This is a genomic window from Pseudomonas sp. AC242, from assembly GCF_979258655.1.
The window spans coordinates 5582202-5600292 of record NZ_OZ409873.1; the positions used below are offsets into that span (position 1 = coordinate 5582202).

Sequence of the window (18091 nt, forward strand, 5' to 3'; positions counted from 1 at the left end):
ATCAACGCTGAATGATGAACCGCCATCGCCAGCAGGCTCGCTCCCACAAGGACCTCATCCTTTCGGAGAATCCCCATGAATTCGTCGACCTACCCCGCCGCCCAACACGTCATGGTGCTCTACACCGGTGGCACCATCGGCATGCAGGCCAGCGCCAATGGCCTGGCCCCGGCGTCCGGTTTCGAAGCGCGGATGCGCGACTATCTGCACAGCCAGCCTGAACTCGTCGTACCGCAGTGGCGCTTTCGCGAGATGTCGCCGCTGATCGACAGCGCCAACATGACCCCGGCCTACTGGCAGCAACTGCGTGAAGCGGTGGTCGATGCCGTTGACGTGCAAGGCTGCGACAGCGTGCTGATCCTGCACGGCACCGACACGCTGGCCTACAGCGCGGCAGCGATGAGCTTCCAGCTGCTGGGGCTGAATGCCCGTGTGTGCTTCACCGGTTCAATGTTGCCGGCTGGCGTTACTGACAGCGATGCCTGGGAGAATCTCAGTGGCGCACTGGTTGCCCTCGGCCAAGGCCTGGCGCCCGGTGTGCATCTGTACTTCCACGGTGAACTGCTGGCGCCAACCCGTTGCGCGAAGGTGCGCAGCTTCGGCCGTCATCCGTTCAAACGACTTGAGCGTCAGGGCGGCGGTGTCAAAGCCTCTTCGATTCCAGCGTCGTTGAATTACAACCAGCCGAAACAGCTGGCCAAAGTCGCCGTGCTGCCGCTATTCCCGGGCATCAGCGCCGAAGTGCTCGACGGCCTCCTCGACAGCGGCATTCAAGGCCTGGTGCTGGAGTGCTATGGCAGCGGTACCGGGCCGAGCGACAACCCTGAGTTTCTGGCAAGCCTTGGCCGCGCACGGGATAACGGTGTGGTGGTGGTTGCAGTGACGCAGTGCCATGAGGGTGGCGTCGAGCTGGATGTTTACGAGGCTGGCAGTCGCTTGCGCGGTGTCGGCGTATTGTCCGGTGGTGGCATGACTCGCGAGGCCGCGTTCGGCAAGTTGCACGGCCTGCTCGGTGCAGGCCTTGAAACTCAAGAAGTGCGTCGGCTGATCGAACTGGATCTGTGTGGTGAGCTACTCTGAGCATGGCTCTGGATCGGCCCTCACCCTAGCCCTCTCCCGGAGGGAGAGGGAACTGACCTTAGTGTCTTGCGCTATACGCCGACCTGAAAAAAACAGTCGATTATGGATTCGGCAGCGTTTTTTCAGGTCGGCGTATCTCGCCAATATCCCCCAATCGGCCCCCTCTACCTTTGGGAGAGGGCTGGGGTGAGGGGCTGCTGCGGCATGCAACTTGCTGCGATCCAGCCATCTCAAGGCTGGAAGATCCCATGCTCCACTCCCACCTCACCACCCTCAACGCCGTGTCGCTGATCCTCAACACCTTCAAGGCCGAAGGCCTGTCGAGCGAGGCATTGCTGGCCGGCAGCGGCATCAGTGCGGCGGATCTCAGCCGTGCCGACACGCGCATCACCACCAATCAGGAGATGCAGGTCTGCGCCAACGCCGTCGCGCTCAAGCGCGATATCGGCCTAGAACTGGGCCGGCGCATGCACGTGTCCTGCTATGGAATCCTCGGTTACGCGCTGCTGACCTGTGCCACCTTCGGTGACGCTTTGCGCCTGGCGATCCGTTATCCGGCGCTGCTGGGAACACTTTTCGAACTGAGTCTGGAAGACGACGGCGAGCGCGTCTGGTTCGTCGCTGCCGATTATCGCGAGAGCCCGGCGATGGCGGTGTTCAACGCCGAGTTCTGCCTGGTGTCGCTGAAAGTCATTTGCGATGACCTGCTCGGGCATCCGCTGCCTTTGCTCGCCACGCGCTTCGAACACGCCGCGCCGGACTATCGCGACAGCTATGCCGAACACTTCAACTCACCGTTGCACTTCGCGGCGAAGGACAACGCCTTTGCCTTCGATCAGCACTGGCTCGACCAGCCGCTGCCGTTGGCGGATGCCATCACCCACCAAGCCATGGCCGAACGTTGCCGAAAGCAGAATCTTGAGTTCACCGGGCGTCAGGCTTGGCTGGGGCGGATTCGACAGTTACTCAGCGCGCAACTGAATGCAGCACCGGGACTGGAAGGTCTGGCGCAGCAGATGAAGTGTTCGCCACGCACCTTGCGCCGGCATTTGAAAGATATGGGCAGCAGCTATCAGGAACTGCTCGATGAGCTGCGTTTCGAGCGGGCCAAGCAGATGTTGTGTGAGGATCAGTTGCCGATCTATCGCATTGCCGAAACGCTCGGGTTCAGCGAGACCGCCAGTTTCCGCCATGCCTTTGTGCGCTGGAGCGGCGTGGCGCCGAGCCAATTCCGGGCCTGAAGATCAAAAGATCGCAGCCTTCGGCAACTCCTACAAGGGATCGGCGTAGGAGCTGCCGAAGGCTGCGATCTTTTGATCCTAAAGGGGCAATTTCGGTCAGTGTTTTTGGCCATATCCATCCCCTTTTGGCCTTTCCTGCCGTTTTCCGATTCGCCTCACGCCGCAACACTGGTGGCAACCGAATCAGCCCTGCGGAGAACAACAAATGCTGACGATCTACTCGGACGATCACCACCTGCACCATGGCCGCTGCGAGCTCATCGATGGCCAGCTCAAGCCGTGCTTCGAGATGCCGTCGCGCGCCGACCATGTGCTGCAGCGCGTTAAAAACCAGAATCTCGGCCCGGTCGAGGCACCGAAAGATTTCGGCCTGGAACCCCTCGCCCGTATCCACAGTCGCGACTACCTCGACTTCTTCAAAGGCGCGTGGGATCGCTGGACTGAATTCAACACCGACGGTGATCTGCTGCCCTACACCTGGCCGGCGCGCACCCTGCGTGCAATCAAACCGACCAGCCTGCATGGTCAGCTCGGTTATTACAGCTTCGACGGCGGCGCACCGATCACCGCCGGTACATGGCAAGCGGCCTACAGCGCGGCGCAGGTTGCCCTGACTGCACAAGCGCAAATCCAGCGTGGCGCGCGCAGTGCCTTCGCCCTGTGCCGCCCACCGGGACACCACGCCGCCAGCGATTTGATGGGCGGTTATTGCTACCTCAACAATGCCGCCATCGCCGCGCAGGCTTTCCTCGATCAAGGCCACAAAAAAGTCGCGATCCTCGATGTCGACTATCACCACGGCAACGGCACGCAGTCGATTTTCTATACGCGCAGCGACGTGCTGTTCACCTCGATCCACGGCCATCCGGAGGCGGAATTCCCGTTCTTCCTCGGCTACGACGATGAACGTGGCGAAGGCGCCGGTGAAGGCTTCAACTTCAACTATCCGCTGCCCGCCGGCTCTGGCTGGGAGGTATGGAGTGCGGCGCTGGATCAGGCCTGCAACGAGATCGAGCGGTATGGCGCCGACGTGATTGTCGTGTCGCTGGGTGTCGACACTTTCAAAGATGACCCGATCTCGCAGTTCAAACTCGACAGCCCGGATTATCTGGCAATGGGCAAACGCATCGCTGCACTCGGCAAACCGACATTGTTCGTCATGGAGGGCGGTTACGCTGTAGAGGAAATCGGCATCAACGCAGTGAACGTGCTGGAAGGCTTCGAACAATAACCACAGTCCCGTCGCAACCGTAAAAACCAGACCCGCCCAGGCGGGTCTTTTTTCGCCCGCAATATGTATGTACCGCACGCGCGCCGCAGCCCGCCTCTACCTTGCCCGGAACCGTCGCCCTTTCGGCGCGGCCATCAGAGCAGGAGTTGCCCATGCCCGAAATCCCTTCGCCCAGCGCCGTCGATGTCGTGACCCAACTGGTGACCGGCCCTTCGCTGCGAGAAGTCGCGTCGAAAACGCTGCACCCGGCGCTCAGGACGTTGTATCCCGACCTCGATCTCGACCCGCAACTGGCCGTGGTCGTAAGACCGACCTGGGTCATTGAGAATGATCAAGTGGTCCCCGGTCGCCATCTGATCGAATCGCTGACCGACACTCTGGTACGTCTGGGCCTCTCCGGCACCACGGTGGCGTATCTCGACGGTGAGCATTATCTGACCTTGCAACCGGACCTGCCGTCCGCCATCCAGCTGCCGGTAAAAATCAGCGCAATCGGCAAGCTGCTCAATGAGCTGGCACCGTTGCTGTTCATCGCCTACAAGGAACAGCAGGTCAATTACTGGGACGATTTCACCTATCCGGGGCAGCCGCGCTGGCAGCAGTTGTCACAAGCCTTGCGCAATTTGTGGAAGATCGACGCGAACCCGGACTGGGACGCCGACCAGCGCGCCATGGCCGAAGCGCTTTACACGTTCCCGGATAAACACCAACGACAGCCCACCGACCGATACAAGACCCGCGCCTGCCTGATTGATCTTGACCGCGGCGAGGGCGACGAGCAGAACCACGTGAGCCTGCTCGATACGGCTGTACTGATCGGCACCCACGACAAACGTACGCTGATCATGACCCACTCGGTGCTTAAAGGATTCGAGTGTTTTGAATCGTTGGCAAAGCTCGGAGAAGCCCTGCCGCGTCGTTACTGGAAAGGTGCCTCCGGGACCGGGTTGAAATGGCGACTGGTCGAACCGCAGGGCGATTTCTTCGACTATCAGGCCTGCACACTGGTTGCCCTGGAAGCAGAAGCGCTGGGTGCGATCAATTATTTCCAGGGCTCGAGTTCCAGCGAGCTTTATCCGCACGCCGGGACTGTCGGCAATCCCCGCGAGCCGACACCGCGCCTTAAGCCTCACATCGATCTCTTGCGTCCGATGCTGCCAGCCTGGCTCGACAACGCCTCTCCCGCCGATCAAACCCGTTACAGCCGGCACCTGCTGGATCTGACCATGGTGCAGCACACGAACAAGGGAAAATCATTTCAGAGCGAAGTCATCAGCCTGCAAGCGTTCACCCGTGATGCCTTGAAACAACAGATCGCCAAGGATCATCCGCAGGCCGGCGAGGTGAGGATCGATGACATCGAAATCAGCATCACCAGCCTGGTGGTCTGGGGCACATTCGTCTTGCCGGGTAACACGCAGACCCAGACGCTGTCGCTCATCGAGCTGGCCCTGCAAAACCTCGCAGGGCAGCCAGCAGGCAATAAGACCGTTCGTTACAAGGATGGCGGCGCGGCGCCTGAGTGGATGACTGCAAGCTACCTGGAACAACTGGTCAGCAGCGTCGATATCGGCCAGACCTACCCGGCGTACCTGCAAAACCTGCTGATTGACGACACAGAGCAGGCGTCGGCACTGCAAGCGCTCTACACCAGCCAGTTGCCCATCGAACTGCCGCTGCTGGCGTTGCAGCACAAAATACAAGGCAAGGCCGGCATCACTGAGCAGGGTTATCGCTATGTGGTGGCCGCGCTGGCAAACACCAGCGATGAGCGTTATGTCGATCGCGATGAAATCGTCATTCGCCCGCTGGGGTTCGTTGCCCATCGCAGCCGCTCACAGGCGGACACCGTCAATAACATGTTCGTCATCGGCCCGCGCGAGACGGACAAGGGGCCGTGTCTGCTCTATCGACCGCTGTTCGAAAAAGCACTGATGCAATTTCCCTCGCACGCCAACCTGCTGTACGAAATCCAGCATTCACGGGATCTGCGCGAGTCGGTCCTGGCCTGGTTGCCGGACGACGTGCGCTTCGACTACAGCCAGTTCGTCTTCACCGCCCGATTGCCTTCTGTCTGGACGATCCCGCAATTGCTGGTGAACCCTTTGACCGCCCTCGACATGTCCGGCCCCGTTGCACTGGCGACAACAACGATTAACCACGATGTACTCGCGACCCTGCATAACAGCAACGTGCAGGCAGTCATCACCCAGGCCGACCGCCAATCGGTCTCTGACGCAGAAGCACGCTGGGTCACGCTTAAACACGGCGGCTGGATGCTGTTCAACGCCGCCTTGCCGTTCCTCGGGCGCAGCGTCGGCACGGCGGCGTGGATCTGGCAGATCATGGACGACCTGCAAGAAATCAGCGATGTGGCCAATGAGCAATCCGGCAAGATTGCCTGGACGGCCCTCACCGACATTCTTCTGGCCTTGGGCATGGTCCTTGCCCATCGCGCAGCAATGGGCGACAAGCCAATCAGCGAGTCGATCTCGCAGGAAGAACCGACCCCCACCGTCACCACCGACCTCGTCGTCAGCAAACCTTTGCAGCTGCCGGACGTTTCCAGCACTGCACTGCCCATCGCGCATGAGATGGTGGTGAACCCCTTCACTGCTCTGAAACGATCCCCGGTCGCACTGGCAGCGCTGCTCGACAGTTTACAGATCGCCAAACCCAGAGGCATCGGCGACGCCGCCAGGGAGGGTACGCACAGGCACCTTTATCCCCGCCAGAAACAATGGTTCGCCCCCGTCGGCAAGCGCTGGTTCGAAGTCATGTTCAATGAGCACGCCGAGGTGCAGATCATCGACTCACGTCAGCAACCGCCGCGTAACGGGCCGCAGCTGACTCGCACCGCCAACGGTCAATGGGTGGTAGACCTTCGATTGCGCCTGCGCGGCGGCGGACTCGACAGCGCCCTTGAGGCTGTTCAAGACGTCAACAAAATGGATTCCGGGCAACTGACCGCCGAAATCAGCGCATTCGATGCAACGATGCAAACCAAGCAGGTTCAGCGTGACGCCGACCATAACGCCTTGAGCAATGCGCTCGGGGAAGCCCGGGCACCGGCGCGCGAGCAGTATCTGGCGACACTCGACGCACAGCACAAGGCGTACGGCGCGAACATTGAACAAATCAAGGCGTTGCATCTGAAGGAGCCCATTCCCAACTACCGCATCGTCATGATCCAGCGCCTGGAGATGCAGCTTTTTCTCGGCCAGGAATGGCTCGAACTGCACTCCACAGAGTTCCAGGCCAACCTCAAGACAATGCAGACAATGCTGGCCAATGAAGGTGATTTCGCCGTACAGGCGTTTGTTCAGACCTTCGAAAAGATGACCGATCAGACCCAGGCGATCATTGAAAAAATGGAGATGGCCCAGAGCCGTTTTGACGAACTGAAGTTGTTGGGGAAAAAAGCTGTCGAGGTGCTGCAAACCTATCGCGAGGCGTTACCGAAATATGAACTGAACGACCTCAAACTGTTGCAGATCAGTCTCGGCCAGGAAATCTGCATCAAGGCCGCTGCCACGGCGGACACCGCCAATGCCTATAAAACGCTGGGCAGTCTCATCGAAGACGCCGCGCTGAGTATCCAGAGCACGTTGAATCTGACCGCGGATGAAAGCCTCGAAAATCTGCGCGAACGCACGGATGCCCTGAACAATGTGGCCGAACAATTTTCTGCCATCAATCAACGCTTTGGCGATCTGCTCATTGACTACCCCGAGCAGATCAATACCGCACGCCTGGAGCATGTACGCAGCCGGGTGAGCGCGTTCCAGGCCCGCACCGAAAGCAAACTGGTCGAGCTGCTGCGCTACAAGCACTTGCTGGAACCGGGGCCGGGGCCTTCCAGACCGAGATCTGCCTCTTCATCGACGCGACGGATCATCAAAACCAAATCCAGGGGCACGGTGGTCGGCGAACGGAAAAAGAGCCTCGAAGGCCCGGATATCGACCTGGTCGAAGTCCGAACCACGTTGACAGGGGTCATCGCCACGTTCAAGGAGGAATCGCCTGGTGTCTGGGTCGAACAGCGCACGGCGAAACCCCAGCCGCCCAAGGCCCGCCCCTCCCTGAGCAGCAGTGTTCGTGAAGGTCAGGCCCTGATCGACGGTTTGGCCCGCTTTCACCGACGTATCGAAGCACAGCTCAAACGTGGACGGCGGATCCCTGTCGAGGTCGAGGAGCAATACCACAAGCATGCGGCCGTCCTGCGGGAAGCCAACGCCGCAATCGATGAAGCATTGACTGCGAGCAACCTGACAGCCGACCTCAAGAAGCCGACCGAAGAACTCGGCCACAAGCTTGACGACGCTGCCAATAAACTTGAAGAAAAAGGTACCAGCACCCGTATCGGCATGGTCAAGCAACAGTTACCGACTGCCGCAGGAGTGCAGTGGCTCAAGGACAAGGGCGAAGTCCGGATTGCACAAACCGTGACGCGACGCAGGCTCAAAGGTCAGGCCAGGGATTTCCTCGACGAGTACGAAGTACGCGACGCCCACACCAACAAGGTGTTGTGTTACGCACATTTCCATTACAGCAGTGCAGAGGCGCCCGTCGCGCCCTTCCCCGTCGGCCATATGAAAACCGTGGCGCAGCGGCGTATGGGAGGTGCCTATGAGCCGCGCTTTCTGAACAATCAGGCGCTGATCGACATCCATCGCAGCGGCATTTCCGACAAATCGGCGAAGGCACTGTTTCTCACGCCTTCCACGCCTGCCGTAACCGGACCAACGCTGCGTTGATTGCCGGCTCAGGGACAGCGGCAAAGCCCAGGACCAGCCCGGCACGCTGGTCCAGCGGCGTCGTCGAGTCCGGCAGCCAGTAACTGCTCAAGCCGTTGATCTCGACGTCGACGCCAGCAGCTTGCGCAATCAACTGCTGCTCGCGCTCGATGCTGTCCACGGCCACGGTCAGGTGCAGCCCGGCAGAGACGGCGGGCAAATCACCCACCCCGGCGATGGCGGTTGGCCAACCGTCGAGCAAGGTGTTGCGCCGGCTCAGCGCGGCACGGCGCATGCGCCGGATATGCCGCTGGAAATGCCCGGCCGCCATGAACTCAGCCATCACCGCCTGCGTACTCACCTCGGAATGCCGGACATCCACCGCCCGGCGTTGCGAGAACGCATCCACCAGCCCCGGCGGCAAAACCAAATACCCAAGGCGCAGCGCCGGAAACGCGACCTTGCCGAAAGTGCCGACATACAGCACGCGGCCCTGTCGATCGAGTGCCGCCAACGGTGCCAGCGGCGCGCCGGTGTAACGGTATTCGCCATCGTAATCGTCCTCGACGATCCAGCCTTGGCAGCGCTCGGCCCAGGCGAGCAGTTCGAGGCGTCGCGCCAAGCTCATCACCACGCCGGTCGGGTACTGATGAGAGGGCGTGACATACGCCACGCGACAATCCCCGGTGGCCGACAGCGCCGAGCAATCCATGCCCTCTTCGTCTACGGCAATACCGTGCAAACGAGCGCCCGCCACAGCGAACGCATGACCGGCCGCGCGGTAGCCAGGATTTTCGATCGCGACACCGTCGCCCGGCGCCACCAGCAACTGTGCACAAAGACTAATGCCTTGCTGTGCGCCGCTGGTGATCACAATTTGCTCAGGTGAACACTGCATGCCGCGCGAACTGCGCAGATAGGCAGCGATCATTGCACGCAGGCGCGCATCGCCGGACGGATCGCCGTAACACAGTTGCTCCAGATCCGGTTTACGCCAGAAAGCCGCATTCAGCTTGGCCCACACCTCGAAGGGGAATAGATCAAACGCCGGAACACCCACCCTGAATGCTCGCGGCGGACCACTCGGGGGTCGGGCCAAATGGTTCTTTTCAATGCGCGAAAAATTATCACTGTGGATAACTTTACTGGATGGAATCACAGGTAAATCCAGCCAATTTGTGGATAAGGCTGTGGGTAAGCCTGTTGAAAACCCTGTGGATACTTTTGTGGATAGTTTTTTCGTTGGGGTCGTCACGGGCATCAATTGGGCGACGTAGGTGCCATCCCCTACCCGCCCCTCAATAAAGCCTTCGGCATACAGTTGATCGTAGGCGCGCACCACACTGTTGCGGGAGATCCCCAACGCCGCCGCCAGATCGCGACTGGCCGGCAACCGCGTACCACTCGCCAGCCGCCCATCCAGCACACGCAGGCGCAACGCCTGATAGAGCTGGCGACTCAAGCCCTGGCGCCGATCAAGCTCGATACCGGCAGGGTTGAATGGCATGGACAACGTTGGCGAATCGGGCATGGCAATGGACCTATGAAATTGGTCATCAATGGCTCTTACAACAGACCAATAGCCTGCCTACGATGCAGGCATTCGCCAAGGAAAATTTGTCCATGTACACACCGCGCGCCTTTGCCATCGAAGACCTTTCCCAACTGCACGAGCTGATCCTCGCCACCCGCCTCGCCATTCTGGTGACCCACGGCGAAAGTGGCTTGCAGGCCAGCCATGTGCCGGTGCTGCTGCATTGCGAACAAGGCGAGTACGGCACGCTGTACGGACACCTGGCCCGCGCCAACCCGCAGTGGAAAGACCTGCGCGACGGCGCCGAGGCCATGCTGATCTTCGCCGGCGCCGATGCCTACGTCAGCCCGGGCTTTTACCCGAGCAAAGCCGAGCACGGCAAAGTCGTGCCGACCTGGAACTACATCGCCGTGCACGCCTATGGTCACGCCGAAACCTTCAGCGATGGCGGACGTCTGCTCGACATCGTCAGCACCCTCACCGACCGTCATGAAGCCGGCCGCGCCCAGCCGTGGTCCGTCGCCGACGCGCCCGCCGATTACATCGATGGCATGCTCAAGGCCATCGTCGGTTTTGCCATTCCCATCGACCGCCTCGAAGGCAAGCGCAAACTCAGCCAGAACCGCAGCGCCGAAGACATTGCCGGCGTGCGCGAAGGCCTGGCGGCCAGCCCGGAAATCAATGATCAAACCCTCGCCCGATTGATGCGCTAAGGAAATCACCATGAGTCAGATCGACATTCGCCAGGTCAGCGCCGACGACCACGCCGCGTGGCTGCCGCTGTGGCAGGCCTACCTGCGTTTCTACAACAGCGAACTGCCGCAAGCCGTGACGGAAAGTACCTGGCAGCGTTTTCTCGACCCGAGTGAACCAACCCACGCAGCATTGGCGTGGGCCGACGGTAAAGCCGTGGGCATGGTGCATTACATCTACCATCGCTCGAACTGGAGCATCGAAAACTCCTGCTACCTGCAGGATCTGCTGGTGGTGCCGGAAACCCGTGGCAGCGGTGTCGGTCGTCTGTTGATCGAACACGTTTACGCCACGGCCAAGGCTGACGGCTGCTGCAAAGTGCACTGGCTGACCCACGAAACCAACGCCACTGCGATCCAGCTCTACGAGCGCATCGCTGAACGCCCGGGCTTCATCCAGTTTCGCAAGGCCATTTAAGGAGACACCTGCATGACCACTTCACTGGCTGACTGGAAAGGCGCCCCCGCCCCCACTGCCACGCTGCTCGAAGGGCGTTTCATTCGCCTGGAAAGACTCGACCCGGCGCGCCATGGCGACGAACTGTTCGCCGCCCTCGAGGGCCCCGGCGCCGACCCGAAACTCTGGGATTACTTGCCTTATGGACCTTTTCCGGAGCGCAGCACTTTCGACGCCTGGCTGAACAACCACGCGGCCGCCAGCGACCCGTATTTCTTCAGCGTCGTTGACCGCGCCAGCGGCCAAGTGCAAGGCATCCTCAGCCTGATGTCGATCGTCCCGGCCCAGGGTCGCATTGAAATCGGTCACGTCACCTTTGGTGCGCCGATGCAGCGCTCGCCGAGAAGCACCGAAGCGGTATACCTGCTGGCCAAATATTCCTTCGACCTCGGCTACCGCCGCCTCGAATGGAAATGCAACAACGGCAACGCCCGCTCCAAATACGCCGCCGAGCGTTTGGGTTTCAGCTTCGAAGGCGTGTTCCGCCAGCACATGGTGGTCAAGGGGCAGAACCGCGATACCGCGTGGTACTCGATTCTGGATGGCGAGTGGCCGGCGATTGCGGCAGGGTTCGAGCAGTGGCTGTCGGATGATAATCAGACGTCCGACGGGCAGGTGAAAGGCTTGGTTGAATGCCGATCGTGATTACCTGAAAAGCAAAAGATCGAAGCCTGCGGCAGCTCCTACAGGGTGAACGTCAATCCCATGTAGGAGCTGCCGCAGATTGCGATCTTTTGATCTGTTTTCAGCCCAGTTTCTGCGCCAGCACCGCGATGTGTTCCGGCCCGATCCCGCAGCAACCGCCCAAATGGCTGGCACCGCGCTGCTGCCAGTCAATCGCCCAGTGCAAGTACCCCGGCGGATCCAGATCCTCGCGCAGCGGATCAAGTCCGTCATTGGCCGTAGCTTCTTTTGGCTGCGGCGGAAACGCATTGGCGTAAGCACCAATGTTTATCTTCACCCCCAGGCGCTCGAAGGTTTCACGCGCTGCATCAATCGCGGCACCGATCACTTCCGGCTGACTGCAATTGAACAGCAACGTCTCGACGCCCAATTCAGCCGCCACCGCCGCCGCTTCGGCGACTGGCTCACCAGAGCGCAGGCGCGGCACTTCATCAGTGTCTTCGTCCTTCAAGGTGAACGACAACCAGAACGGTTTGCCATCCTTCGGCAACCCGGCGTGAATGGCTCGCGCCTCGATGATCGAACTCTGGGTTTCCGCCAGCCACACATCAACATGCGCTGCCAGGCCGTTGACCAAGGGCGCCAGCAACTCAGTCACTCGGGCGGCCTCGAACAGATCCGGACGATAGGAGCCGAACAGCGGCGGCAATGAGCCGGCCACCCGCACGGATTTCCCCGAGGCTTGCACCGCACGTCGCGCCAGTTCACCGGCCAACGCCGCCAGTGCCTGCCCTTCAGCGGCGAAGCGTTCCTCACCAATATGGAACGGCACCACGGCATAACTGTTGGTGGTAATCACATTGGCGCCACTGGCGATATAAGCGGCATGTACCGCCTCAACCGCTTGCGGCGCCTCGCTCAACGCCAGCGCCGACCACTCCGGCTGGCGAAATGGCGCACCGGCGCGCTGCAACTCACGGCCCATGCCGCCATCGAGAATAATCGTGCTGCCTGCGCCCATATGCTTTTCACTCATATGCTTATGAAAATAACTCACTATCAGAGTCGTTCTTATAACTATTTAATACGCACCATTCCGTTAAAAACAACCTCTTTTTTATCCAGGGATCGACTGTGAAATTTAATCCGCTACTGGCCCTGGGCCTGACCATTCTGGCCGCCTCCACGCAAGCCTTTGGTGGCACGACGCTGGATCGTATCGAGCAGAAAAAAGAGCTGGTCGGTGTGCTGATGGAAAGCTATCCACCGTTCTCGTTTCTCAACGACCAGAATCAGCTTGATGGCTTCGACGTTGATGTCGCCAAAGCCGTGGCGGACAAGTTAGGCGTCAAGCTGCGACTCGAAACGCCGTCGTGGGACGTCATTGCCGCCGGCCGCTGGAGCGGGCGCTACGATATCTGCATCTGCTCGATGACGCCGAGCAAGGCCCGCGCCGAGGTATTCGATTTCCCGGTCGAGTACTACGCTTCGCCGGCGGTGATCGTGGTCAATGCCAAGGATGAGCGGATCCACGACGCCAAGGATCTGAGCGGCAAAAAAGTCGGCCTCACCAGCGCGTCCAGTTACGAAAGCTATCTGAACAAGAACCTGGTCATCGAAGGCGCCGAAGATACGCAACTGCAGTACCCGTTCGAAGATGTGCAGATCGCGCCGTACGATACCGATAACGTCGCCTTCCAGGACTTGGGCCTGGGCGCCGGCGTGCGCCTGGATGCAATCCTCACCAACCTCGTCACCGCGCAGCCACGCCTGAACCAGGACAAACGCTTCAAACTGGCCGGCGCGCCGCTGTATTCGGAGCCGAACTCGGTGGCCATCGAAAAGGGTGACGCGCAATGGGATGCCAAAGTGCGCGAGGTGTTCGCGCAACTGAAACAGGACGGCACCCTGAGCAAGCTTTCGCAAAAATGGATCGGCGCTGATATCAGCCAATGACTTCTTTCCCGACACCGCCACAGCCACCGCCACAGCCACCGCAACCGGTGGCTGAATCACGCCTGCAACGGATGTTCGGGTTTCGTACGCGGCTGTACCTGACCTGGGCCGCGCTGTTCTGCCTGTTCGCCGGGTTCTTCCTGAGCTTCGACCTGAAGTTCTCGATCATCCTCGACAAACTGCCCAATCTGGTCGGCCTGCACCTGGCGCCCAACGGCTTCTTGCAGGGTGCAGCGCTGACGCTGTTCCTCTGCGTGTGCTCGATTGTCGCTTCGTCCCTGCTGGGCTTCATCACGGCATTGGCACGCCTGTCGAAAAGCGCCGTGGCGTTCGGCATCGCCAGTTTTTACACCTCGTTCTTTCGCGGCACGCCACTGCTCATCCAGATTCTGCTGATCTACCTCGGCTTGCCGCAACTGGGCATCGTGCCTGGCGCCATCGTCGCGGGCATCATTGCCTTGTCGCTGAACTACGGCGCCTATCTCAGCGAAATCTTCCGCGCCGGCATCCTCGGTGTCGACCACGGCCAGCGCGAAGCTTCGCTGGCACTGGGTATGCGCGAGACGGTGATTTTCTGGCGCATCACCCTGCCGCAAGCCATGCGCACGATCATCCCGCCCACCACCAACCAGTTCATCTCGATGCTCAAGGACTCGTCACTGATCTCGGTGATGGGCGTCTGGGAAGTGATGTTTCTCGCCCAGTCATACGGGCGCTCAAGCTACCGCTACATCGAAATGCTGACGACGGCGGCGATCATCTACTGGCTGATGTCCATTGGACTGGAGTTGATTCAGGCACGAATGGAGCGGCATTACGGCAAGGCATACGTGCGACGGAGCTAGGGGGATCGGCACCTTGCGGGTTGCGTCGGGTTTTAATGGGGCTCTCGGCGTACCCGCACAACGCCCATTTTCAGGCCAAACAATCGGAATATTGAGTCCAACGACCTCAACGTCTGATTACCCTCAGCGTGCTCTATGTGTATCAACGTGCGGACCGAAATTTTGCACATCTTAGCGAATTGGATTTGATGCAGCCCTGTCACCTCAACTCGTAAACGGCGGACGGCTTCGCTGATTTCCAATGTCCCGTCGGCCAGCGCCTCTTGAATGCTTTCGATGAGCGCCATGCGTTCGAGAACTGTCATTACCATTTTCCTCTCCAATCTTCGAGCGCCGCATAAGGCTCAATAAACATTAATGGCGCGGGGATTCATTGATGTGAGTGCTTCGGCGTTTGAATCAAAACTTACCGCACCTAATGAGAGAAGCAGGCAAAAAAACTGCAACAAAATGCAGAAATTAATATATTTCAGCGCTGAAGATGCAAAACAATGCAGATCAACCACCGACATCATTCTGTAAAAACCCTTCGCTATACAGGACGGCCCGCTTATAACAAAAAGGCCGTCCGACCATGCCGTTCCCGCCCCAGCGTCTGTCCCTTGCCATTGCTCTGTTGATCGCTGCCACGGCAGCCCACGGCAAAACCGTGCAGATCGACACCGCCACCACGGCAGCACAAACGCTGGGTGGCAGCGACACGTTGACGATTTCCGCGCCGGGCAGCATCACCAACAGCGGCAAGGCCGTGAGCCTGAAAGACAAGACCAGCGGTGCCGGTGTGGTGATCGACAACGCCGGCAAAATCGTTTCCAGCGGTGGCCGGGCCATCGACAGCAGTGGCGACCTGACCCAGGCGCGCAACTACACGATTTACAACCGCAGCGGCGGGCAGATTCGCGGTGCCAACGACGCGTTGCGTATCGACAGCAACTTTGTCAGCGGCAGCCTGTTGATCGACAACAGCGGCGTGATTCGCTCCACCACCGGCCAGGGACTGGATCTCGATGCGCTGCGCAGTGACGGCGTGAAGACCACCATTATCAACCGCGTCGGCGGGCTGATTCGCGGCGACGCCAGCGACGGCATGAAGACCGGCGCGAATGCGACGATCAGCAACTATGGCGAGATTTCGTCCGGCGATTCGCACAATGCCGACGGGAAATTCGACGGCATCGATATCGATTCCGCGAGCGGCGTCAGTGTGACCAACTACGGGGTGATTTCCGGTGGCCGCCATGGCATCACCACCGATCTTGGCGCGACGCTGATCAACTACGGGCAGATCACCGGCCGCAATGGTTCCGGCTTCGGTTCCGACGGCGATGGCACGGTGATTAACCACGGCACCATCACTGGCGCTTACTCAGGCTTGCAAGCGAACGGTGACGGCGACGGCGTGGACATCGACAAGATCGCCCACATCGAAAACTACGGGACCATTCAAGGCGTCGGTGCCGGCGGTGTCGACAAGGGCGGTTTCGCCAATGGCAGCGAAGGTATCGCGCTGGGTGGCGGTTACATTCTCAACGCCAGCAACGCTTTGATCAGCGGCGCCGACAGCGCCATTCTGGTCGACGATGGCAGCGGCGGCTCGGGGCTGGCGGCGACCACTCTGGAAAACTTCGGCACCATTCAAGGCCTCAACGGTTTCGGCGTGAAGCTCGTCGGCGAGTTCGCCGACAACGTCATCAACGGCGGCACGATCAGTGGCAGCAATGGCCTGGCGCTGGATCTGGGCGGCGGTAACGACAGTCTGACCCTGCGCAACGGCAGTCGCTTTGTCGGCGTGGTGGATGGCGGCAGCGGTTACGACCGGGTGGTGATGGACGATGCGGCCGGTGGCAGCTTCGGCGCCAGTCGTAACTTCGAATGGCTGGAGGTCGAACAAGGTGCGTGGACACTCACAGGCAGCGGCGACTTCAGCGACGGCGGTGCAGTGCGCAACGGCGCAAAACTGATCAATCAGGGCAGCATCGCCGGTAACCTGACCGTGGATGCCGGCGGTGTGTATGCCGGTGGCGGTTCGGTGGGCAGCCTCACCGTCAACGGCACATTGCGCACCGACACCGGACTCGGTCGCGCAACCATCGTTCGCGATTTGAACATGGGCAGCGCAGCCACCCTCGCCTACGGCGTCAACGCCGATGGCAGCAGCGCGCCGGTACAGGTCGGCGGCATCGCCAATCTCAATGGCGCAACGCTCGCGGTGAATCCCGGTAGCGGCACGTATCCCTGGCAGAGCCACTACACCGTGCTGCAAGCGGCGCAGGTCAACGGCACCTTCGGCAAGGTCAGCAGCGACTATGCATTCCTGACGCCGACCCTTGCCTACACGCCTACCCAAGTTGACCTGACCTACACTCGCAACGACGTGGCTTTCAATGAGTTTGCCACGACCGGCAACGGCACAAACGCCGCCAACAGCCTCGCCTCAATCGGCAAAAACAGTGCGCTGTACAACGCCTTGCTCAATACCAGCCAAAGCAGCGCCGGCGCAGCAATCGAGCAACTGGCCGGCGCCAGCAACGCCAACCTGACCAACGCCACCCTCAGCGCCAGCAGTCAGGTCGGCAGCAGCATGCTCTCGGCGATGCAGCAAATGGGCGGCAGCCCGGGACTGCTGGTCGGCCTCGATCAACGCGACACGCCCGTGCTGGCGGCCAACGGCGTGCCGACCGAGGCGCGCAACCTGAATGATCCGAACGCTCACGGCCGGCTCTGGCTGCAAGGCATCGGCGGCTACGGCAAGCTCGATGGCGAACACGGCAGCAGTGGTCTGGAACAACGCACCAAGGGCAGCGTGCTGGGCGCCGACTGGTCACTGAATCCAGCGTGGCGCCTGGGCGTACTGGGCGGTTATTCGAAAACCGATCTGGACGCGACCGGCGTCGACGGCAACGTCGAGAGCTGGCACGCCGGCGTCTACGCGCTGCACCAGAACGGCCCGATCGCTTTGCGCCTCGGCGCGGCGTACAGCGGCCATCAGGGCGAAAGCAAACGCACCATCGCCTTCAATGGTTTCAGCGACCGCCCGAAAGGCGATTACGACGCCGATAGCCAGCAAGCCTTCGCCGAACTCGGCTATGCCATGGGCAGCGGCCGCCTCAGCGCCGAGCCCTTCGCCAGCCTCGGTTATCAGCGCTACCACCGCGACAGCTATAAGGAAAAAGGCGGCGCCGCCGCGCTGCAAGTCGACAGCCAGACCCAGGACAACTTCAGCAGCACCTTCGGCCTGCGCCTGGCGCACTTGAGCAGCCTCGACAACGGCATGAGCGTGACCCCGCGCATGGCTGCTGGCTGGAAACACACTTACGGCGATGTCGGCGGCTCGACGCGTCAGGCGTTTGTGACTGGCGGCACGGCGTTCAGTGTCGATGGTAGCTCGCTGGATCGCGACAGCCTGGTGCTGGAAGCCGGGCTGGATGTGGGGATTTCTGCGCGGCACACGCTGGGTGTGGGATACAGCGGTGAGATCGGCAGCAACAGCCGCAATCACGGGTTGATCGGGCAGTGGCAGATGAGTTTTTGAGGTTGAACAGGCGGCGCGGTCTTGATTGGTTGTAGGAAAAAGAGCCGCTGCAGCCGAGCAAAACTCCGGGTTCCAGATCACACGGTCATTTTCTACAAAACGA

13 protein-coding genes are annotated in these 18091 nt (G+C 60.5%); 10 read left to right on the plus strand and 3 right to left on the minus strand.

What is annotated here, in order from left to right:
• Positions 1-75: 75 nt before the first annotated feature.
• From ACZZ0A_RS25190 to ACZZ0A_RS25205, 4 genes are all read left to right on the plus strand, one after another.
• The gene (locus tag ACZZ0A_RS25190) at positions 76-1080 is read left to right on the plus strand and encodes an asparaginase (protein WP_414916376.1); all 1005 of its coding nucleotides are present in this window, start codon (positions 76-78) and stop codon (positions 1078-1080) included.
• Positions 1081-1328: 248 nt separating this feature from the next.
• On the plus strand, positions 1329-2321 hold the full coding sequence (locus ACZZ0A_RS25195; RefSeq protein WP_095113187.1) for an AraC family transcriptional regulator: 993 nt from the start codon (positions 1329-1331) through the stop codon (positions 2319-2321).
• Positions 2322-2526: 205 nt separating this feature from the next.
• Complete coding sequence (locus ACZZ0A_RS25200) at positions 2527-3552, plus strand: histone deacetylase family protein (RefSeq protein ID WP_095113186.1); 1026 nt, start codon at positions 2527-2529, stop codon at positions 3550-3552.
• Positions 3553-3704: 152 nt separating this feature from the next.
• Positions 3705-8309 (plus strand): dermonecrotic toxin domain-containing protein, encoded by a 4605-nt coding sequence (locus ACZZ0A_RS25205; protein WP_463543863.1) that lies wholly within the window; start codon positions 3705-3707, stop codon positions 8307-8309.
• On the opposite strand, the gene pdxR is transcribed toward ACZZ0A_RS25205, so the two are convergent.
• Positions 8266-9819, minus strand: a complete 1554-nt coding sequence (pdxR, locus tag ACZZ0A_RS25210) for a MocR-like pyridoxine biosynthesis transcription factor PdxR (RefSeq protein ID WP_463543864.1) — start codon at positions 9817-9819, stop codon at positions 8266-8268. The two genes, ACZZ0A_RS25205 and pdxR, sit on opposite strands and share 44 nt — an antisense overlap.
• 92 nt (positions 9820-9911) lie before the next feature.
• Between pdxR and ACZZ0A_RS25215 the strand changes: the two genes are divergently transcribed.
• The 3 genes from ACZZ0A_RS25215 to ACZZ0A_RS25225 are packed head-to-tail and all read left to right on the plus strand — an operon-like array spanning position 9912 to position 11676.
• A complete protein-coding gene (locus tag ACZZ0A_RS25215; RefSeq protein WP_026000519.1) occupies positions 9912-10535 on the plus strand; it encodes an FMN-binding negative transcriptional regulator in 624 nt (207 codons plus the stop codon).
• 10 nt (positions 10536-10545) lie between these two features.
• On the plus strand, positions 10546-10992 hold the full coding sequence (locus tag ACZZ0A_RS25220; RefSeq protein WP_463543865.1) for an N-acetyltransferase family protein: 447 nt from the start codon (positions 10546-10548) through the stop codon (positions 10990-10992).
• A 12-nt stretch (positions 10993-11004) separates the two neighbouring features.
• Complete coding sequence (locus ACZZ0A_RS25225) at positions 11005-11676, plus strand: GNAT family N-acetyltransferase (protein WP_123376070.1); 672 nt, start codon at positions 11005-11007, stop codon at positions 11674-11676.
• 100 nt (positions 11677-11776) lie between these two features.
• Here ACZZ0A_RS25225 and ACZZ0A_RS25230 read toward each other — a convergent pair whose 3' ends face one another.
• Entirely contained in the window at positions 11777-12676 is a 900-nt protein-coding gene (locus ACZZ0A_RS25230) for a homocysteine S-methyltransferase family protein (RefSeq protein ID WP_095113181.1), read from the minus strand.
• A 113-nt stretch (positions 12677-12789) separates the two neighbouring features.
• On the opposite strand from ACZZ0A_RS25230, the gene ACZZ0A_RS25235 reads away from it, so the two are divergent.
• Positions 12790-13611 (plus strand): ABC transporter substrate-binding protein, encoded by an 822-nt coding sequence (locus ACZZ0A_RS25235; protein WP_463543866.1) that lies wholly within the window; start codon positions 12790-12792, stop codon positions 13609-13611.
• Positions 13608-14456, plus strand: coding sequence for an amino acid ABC transporter permease (locus ACZZ0A_RS25240; RefSeq protein ID WP_463543867.1), 849 nt, complete (start codon positions 13608-13610; stop codon positions 14454-14456). Before ACZZ0A_RS25235 ends, ACZZ0A_RS25240 begins: the two co-directional genes overlap by 4 nt.
• Positions 14457-14488: 32 nt before the next feature.
• On the opposite strand, the gene ACZZ0A_RS25245 is transcribed toward ACZZ0A_RS25240, so the two are convergent.
• Entirely contained in the window at positions 14489-14767 is a 279-nt protein-coding gene (locus ACZZ0A_RS25245; protein ID WP_007912084.1) for a helix-turn-helix domain-containing protein, read from the minus strand.
• Positions 14768-15030: 263 nt separating this feature from the next.
• Here ACZZ0A_RS25245 and ACZZ0A_RS25250 point away from each other — a divergent pair, with 263 nt between their 5' ends.
• Entirely contained in the window at positions 15031-17988 is a 2958-nt protein-coding gene (locus ACZZ0A_RS25250) for an autotransporter outer membrane beta-barrel domain-containing protein (RefSeq protein ID WP_463543868.1), read from the plus strand.
• Positions 17989-18091 lie beyond the last annotated feature (103 nt).

Excerpts from the sequence above, each read along its gene's own strand:
- pdxR (WP_463543864.1), bottom strand. The coding sequence starts at position 9,819 with ATGCCCGATTCGCCAACGTTGTCCATGCCATTCAACCCTGCCGGTATC.
- ACZZ0A_RS25245 (WP_007912084.1), bottom strand. The coding sequence starts at position 14,767 with ATGGTAATGACAGTTCTCGAACGCATGGCGCTCATCGAAAGCATTCAA.
- ACZZ0A_RS25250 (WP_463543868.1), top strand. The coding sequence starts at position 15,031 with ATGCCGTTCCCGCCCCAGCGTCTGTCCCTTGCCATTGCTCTGTTGATC.
- ACZZ0A_RS25205 (WP_463543863.1), top strand. The coding sequence starts at position 3,705 with ATGCCCGAAATCCCTTCGCCCAGCGCCGTCGATGTCGTGACCCAACTG.
- ACZZ0A_RS25240 (WP_463543867.1), top strand. The coding sequence starts at position 13,608 with ATGACTTCTTTCCCGACACCGCCACAGCCACCGCCACAGCCACCGCAA.
- ACZZ0A_RS25215 (WP_026000519.1), top strand. The coding sequence starts at position 9,912 with ATGTACACACCGCGCGCCTTTGCCATCGAAGACCTTTCCCAACTGCAC.
- ACZZ0A_RS25190 (WP_414916376.1), top strand. The coding sequence starts at position 76 with ATGAATTCGTCGACCTACCCCGCCGCCCAACACGTCATGGTGCTCTAC.
- ACZZ0A_RS25220 (WP_463543865.1), top strand. The coding sequence starts at position 10,546 with ATGAGTCAGATCGACATTCGCCAGGTCAGCGCCGACGACCACGCCGCG.
- ACZZ0A_RS25200 (WP_095113186.1), top strand. The coding sequence starts at position 2,527 with ATGCTGACGATCTACTCGGACGATCACCACCTGCACCATGGCCGCTGC.
- ACZZ0A_RS25225 (WP_123376070.1), top strand. The coding sequence starts at position 11,005 with ATGACCACTTCACTGGCTGACTGGAAAGGCGCCCCCGCCCCCACTGCC.
- ACZZ0A_RS25230 (WP_095113181.1), bottom strand. The coding sequence starts at position 12,676 with ATGGGCGCAGGCAGCACGATTATTCTCGATGGCGGCATGGGCCGTGAG.
- ACZZ0A_RS25195 (WP_095113187.1), top strand. The coding sequence starts at position 1,329 with ATGCTCCACTCCCACCTCACCACCCTCAACGCCGTGTCGCTGATCCTC.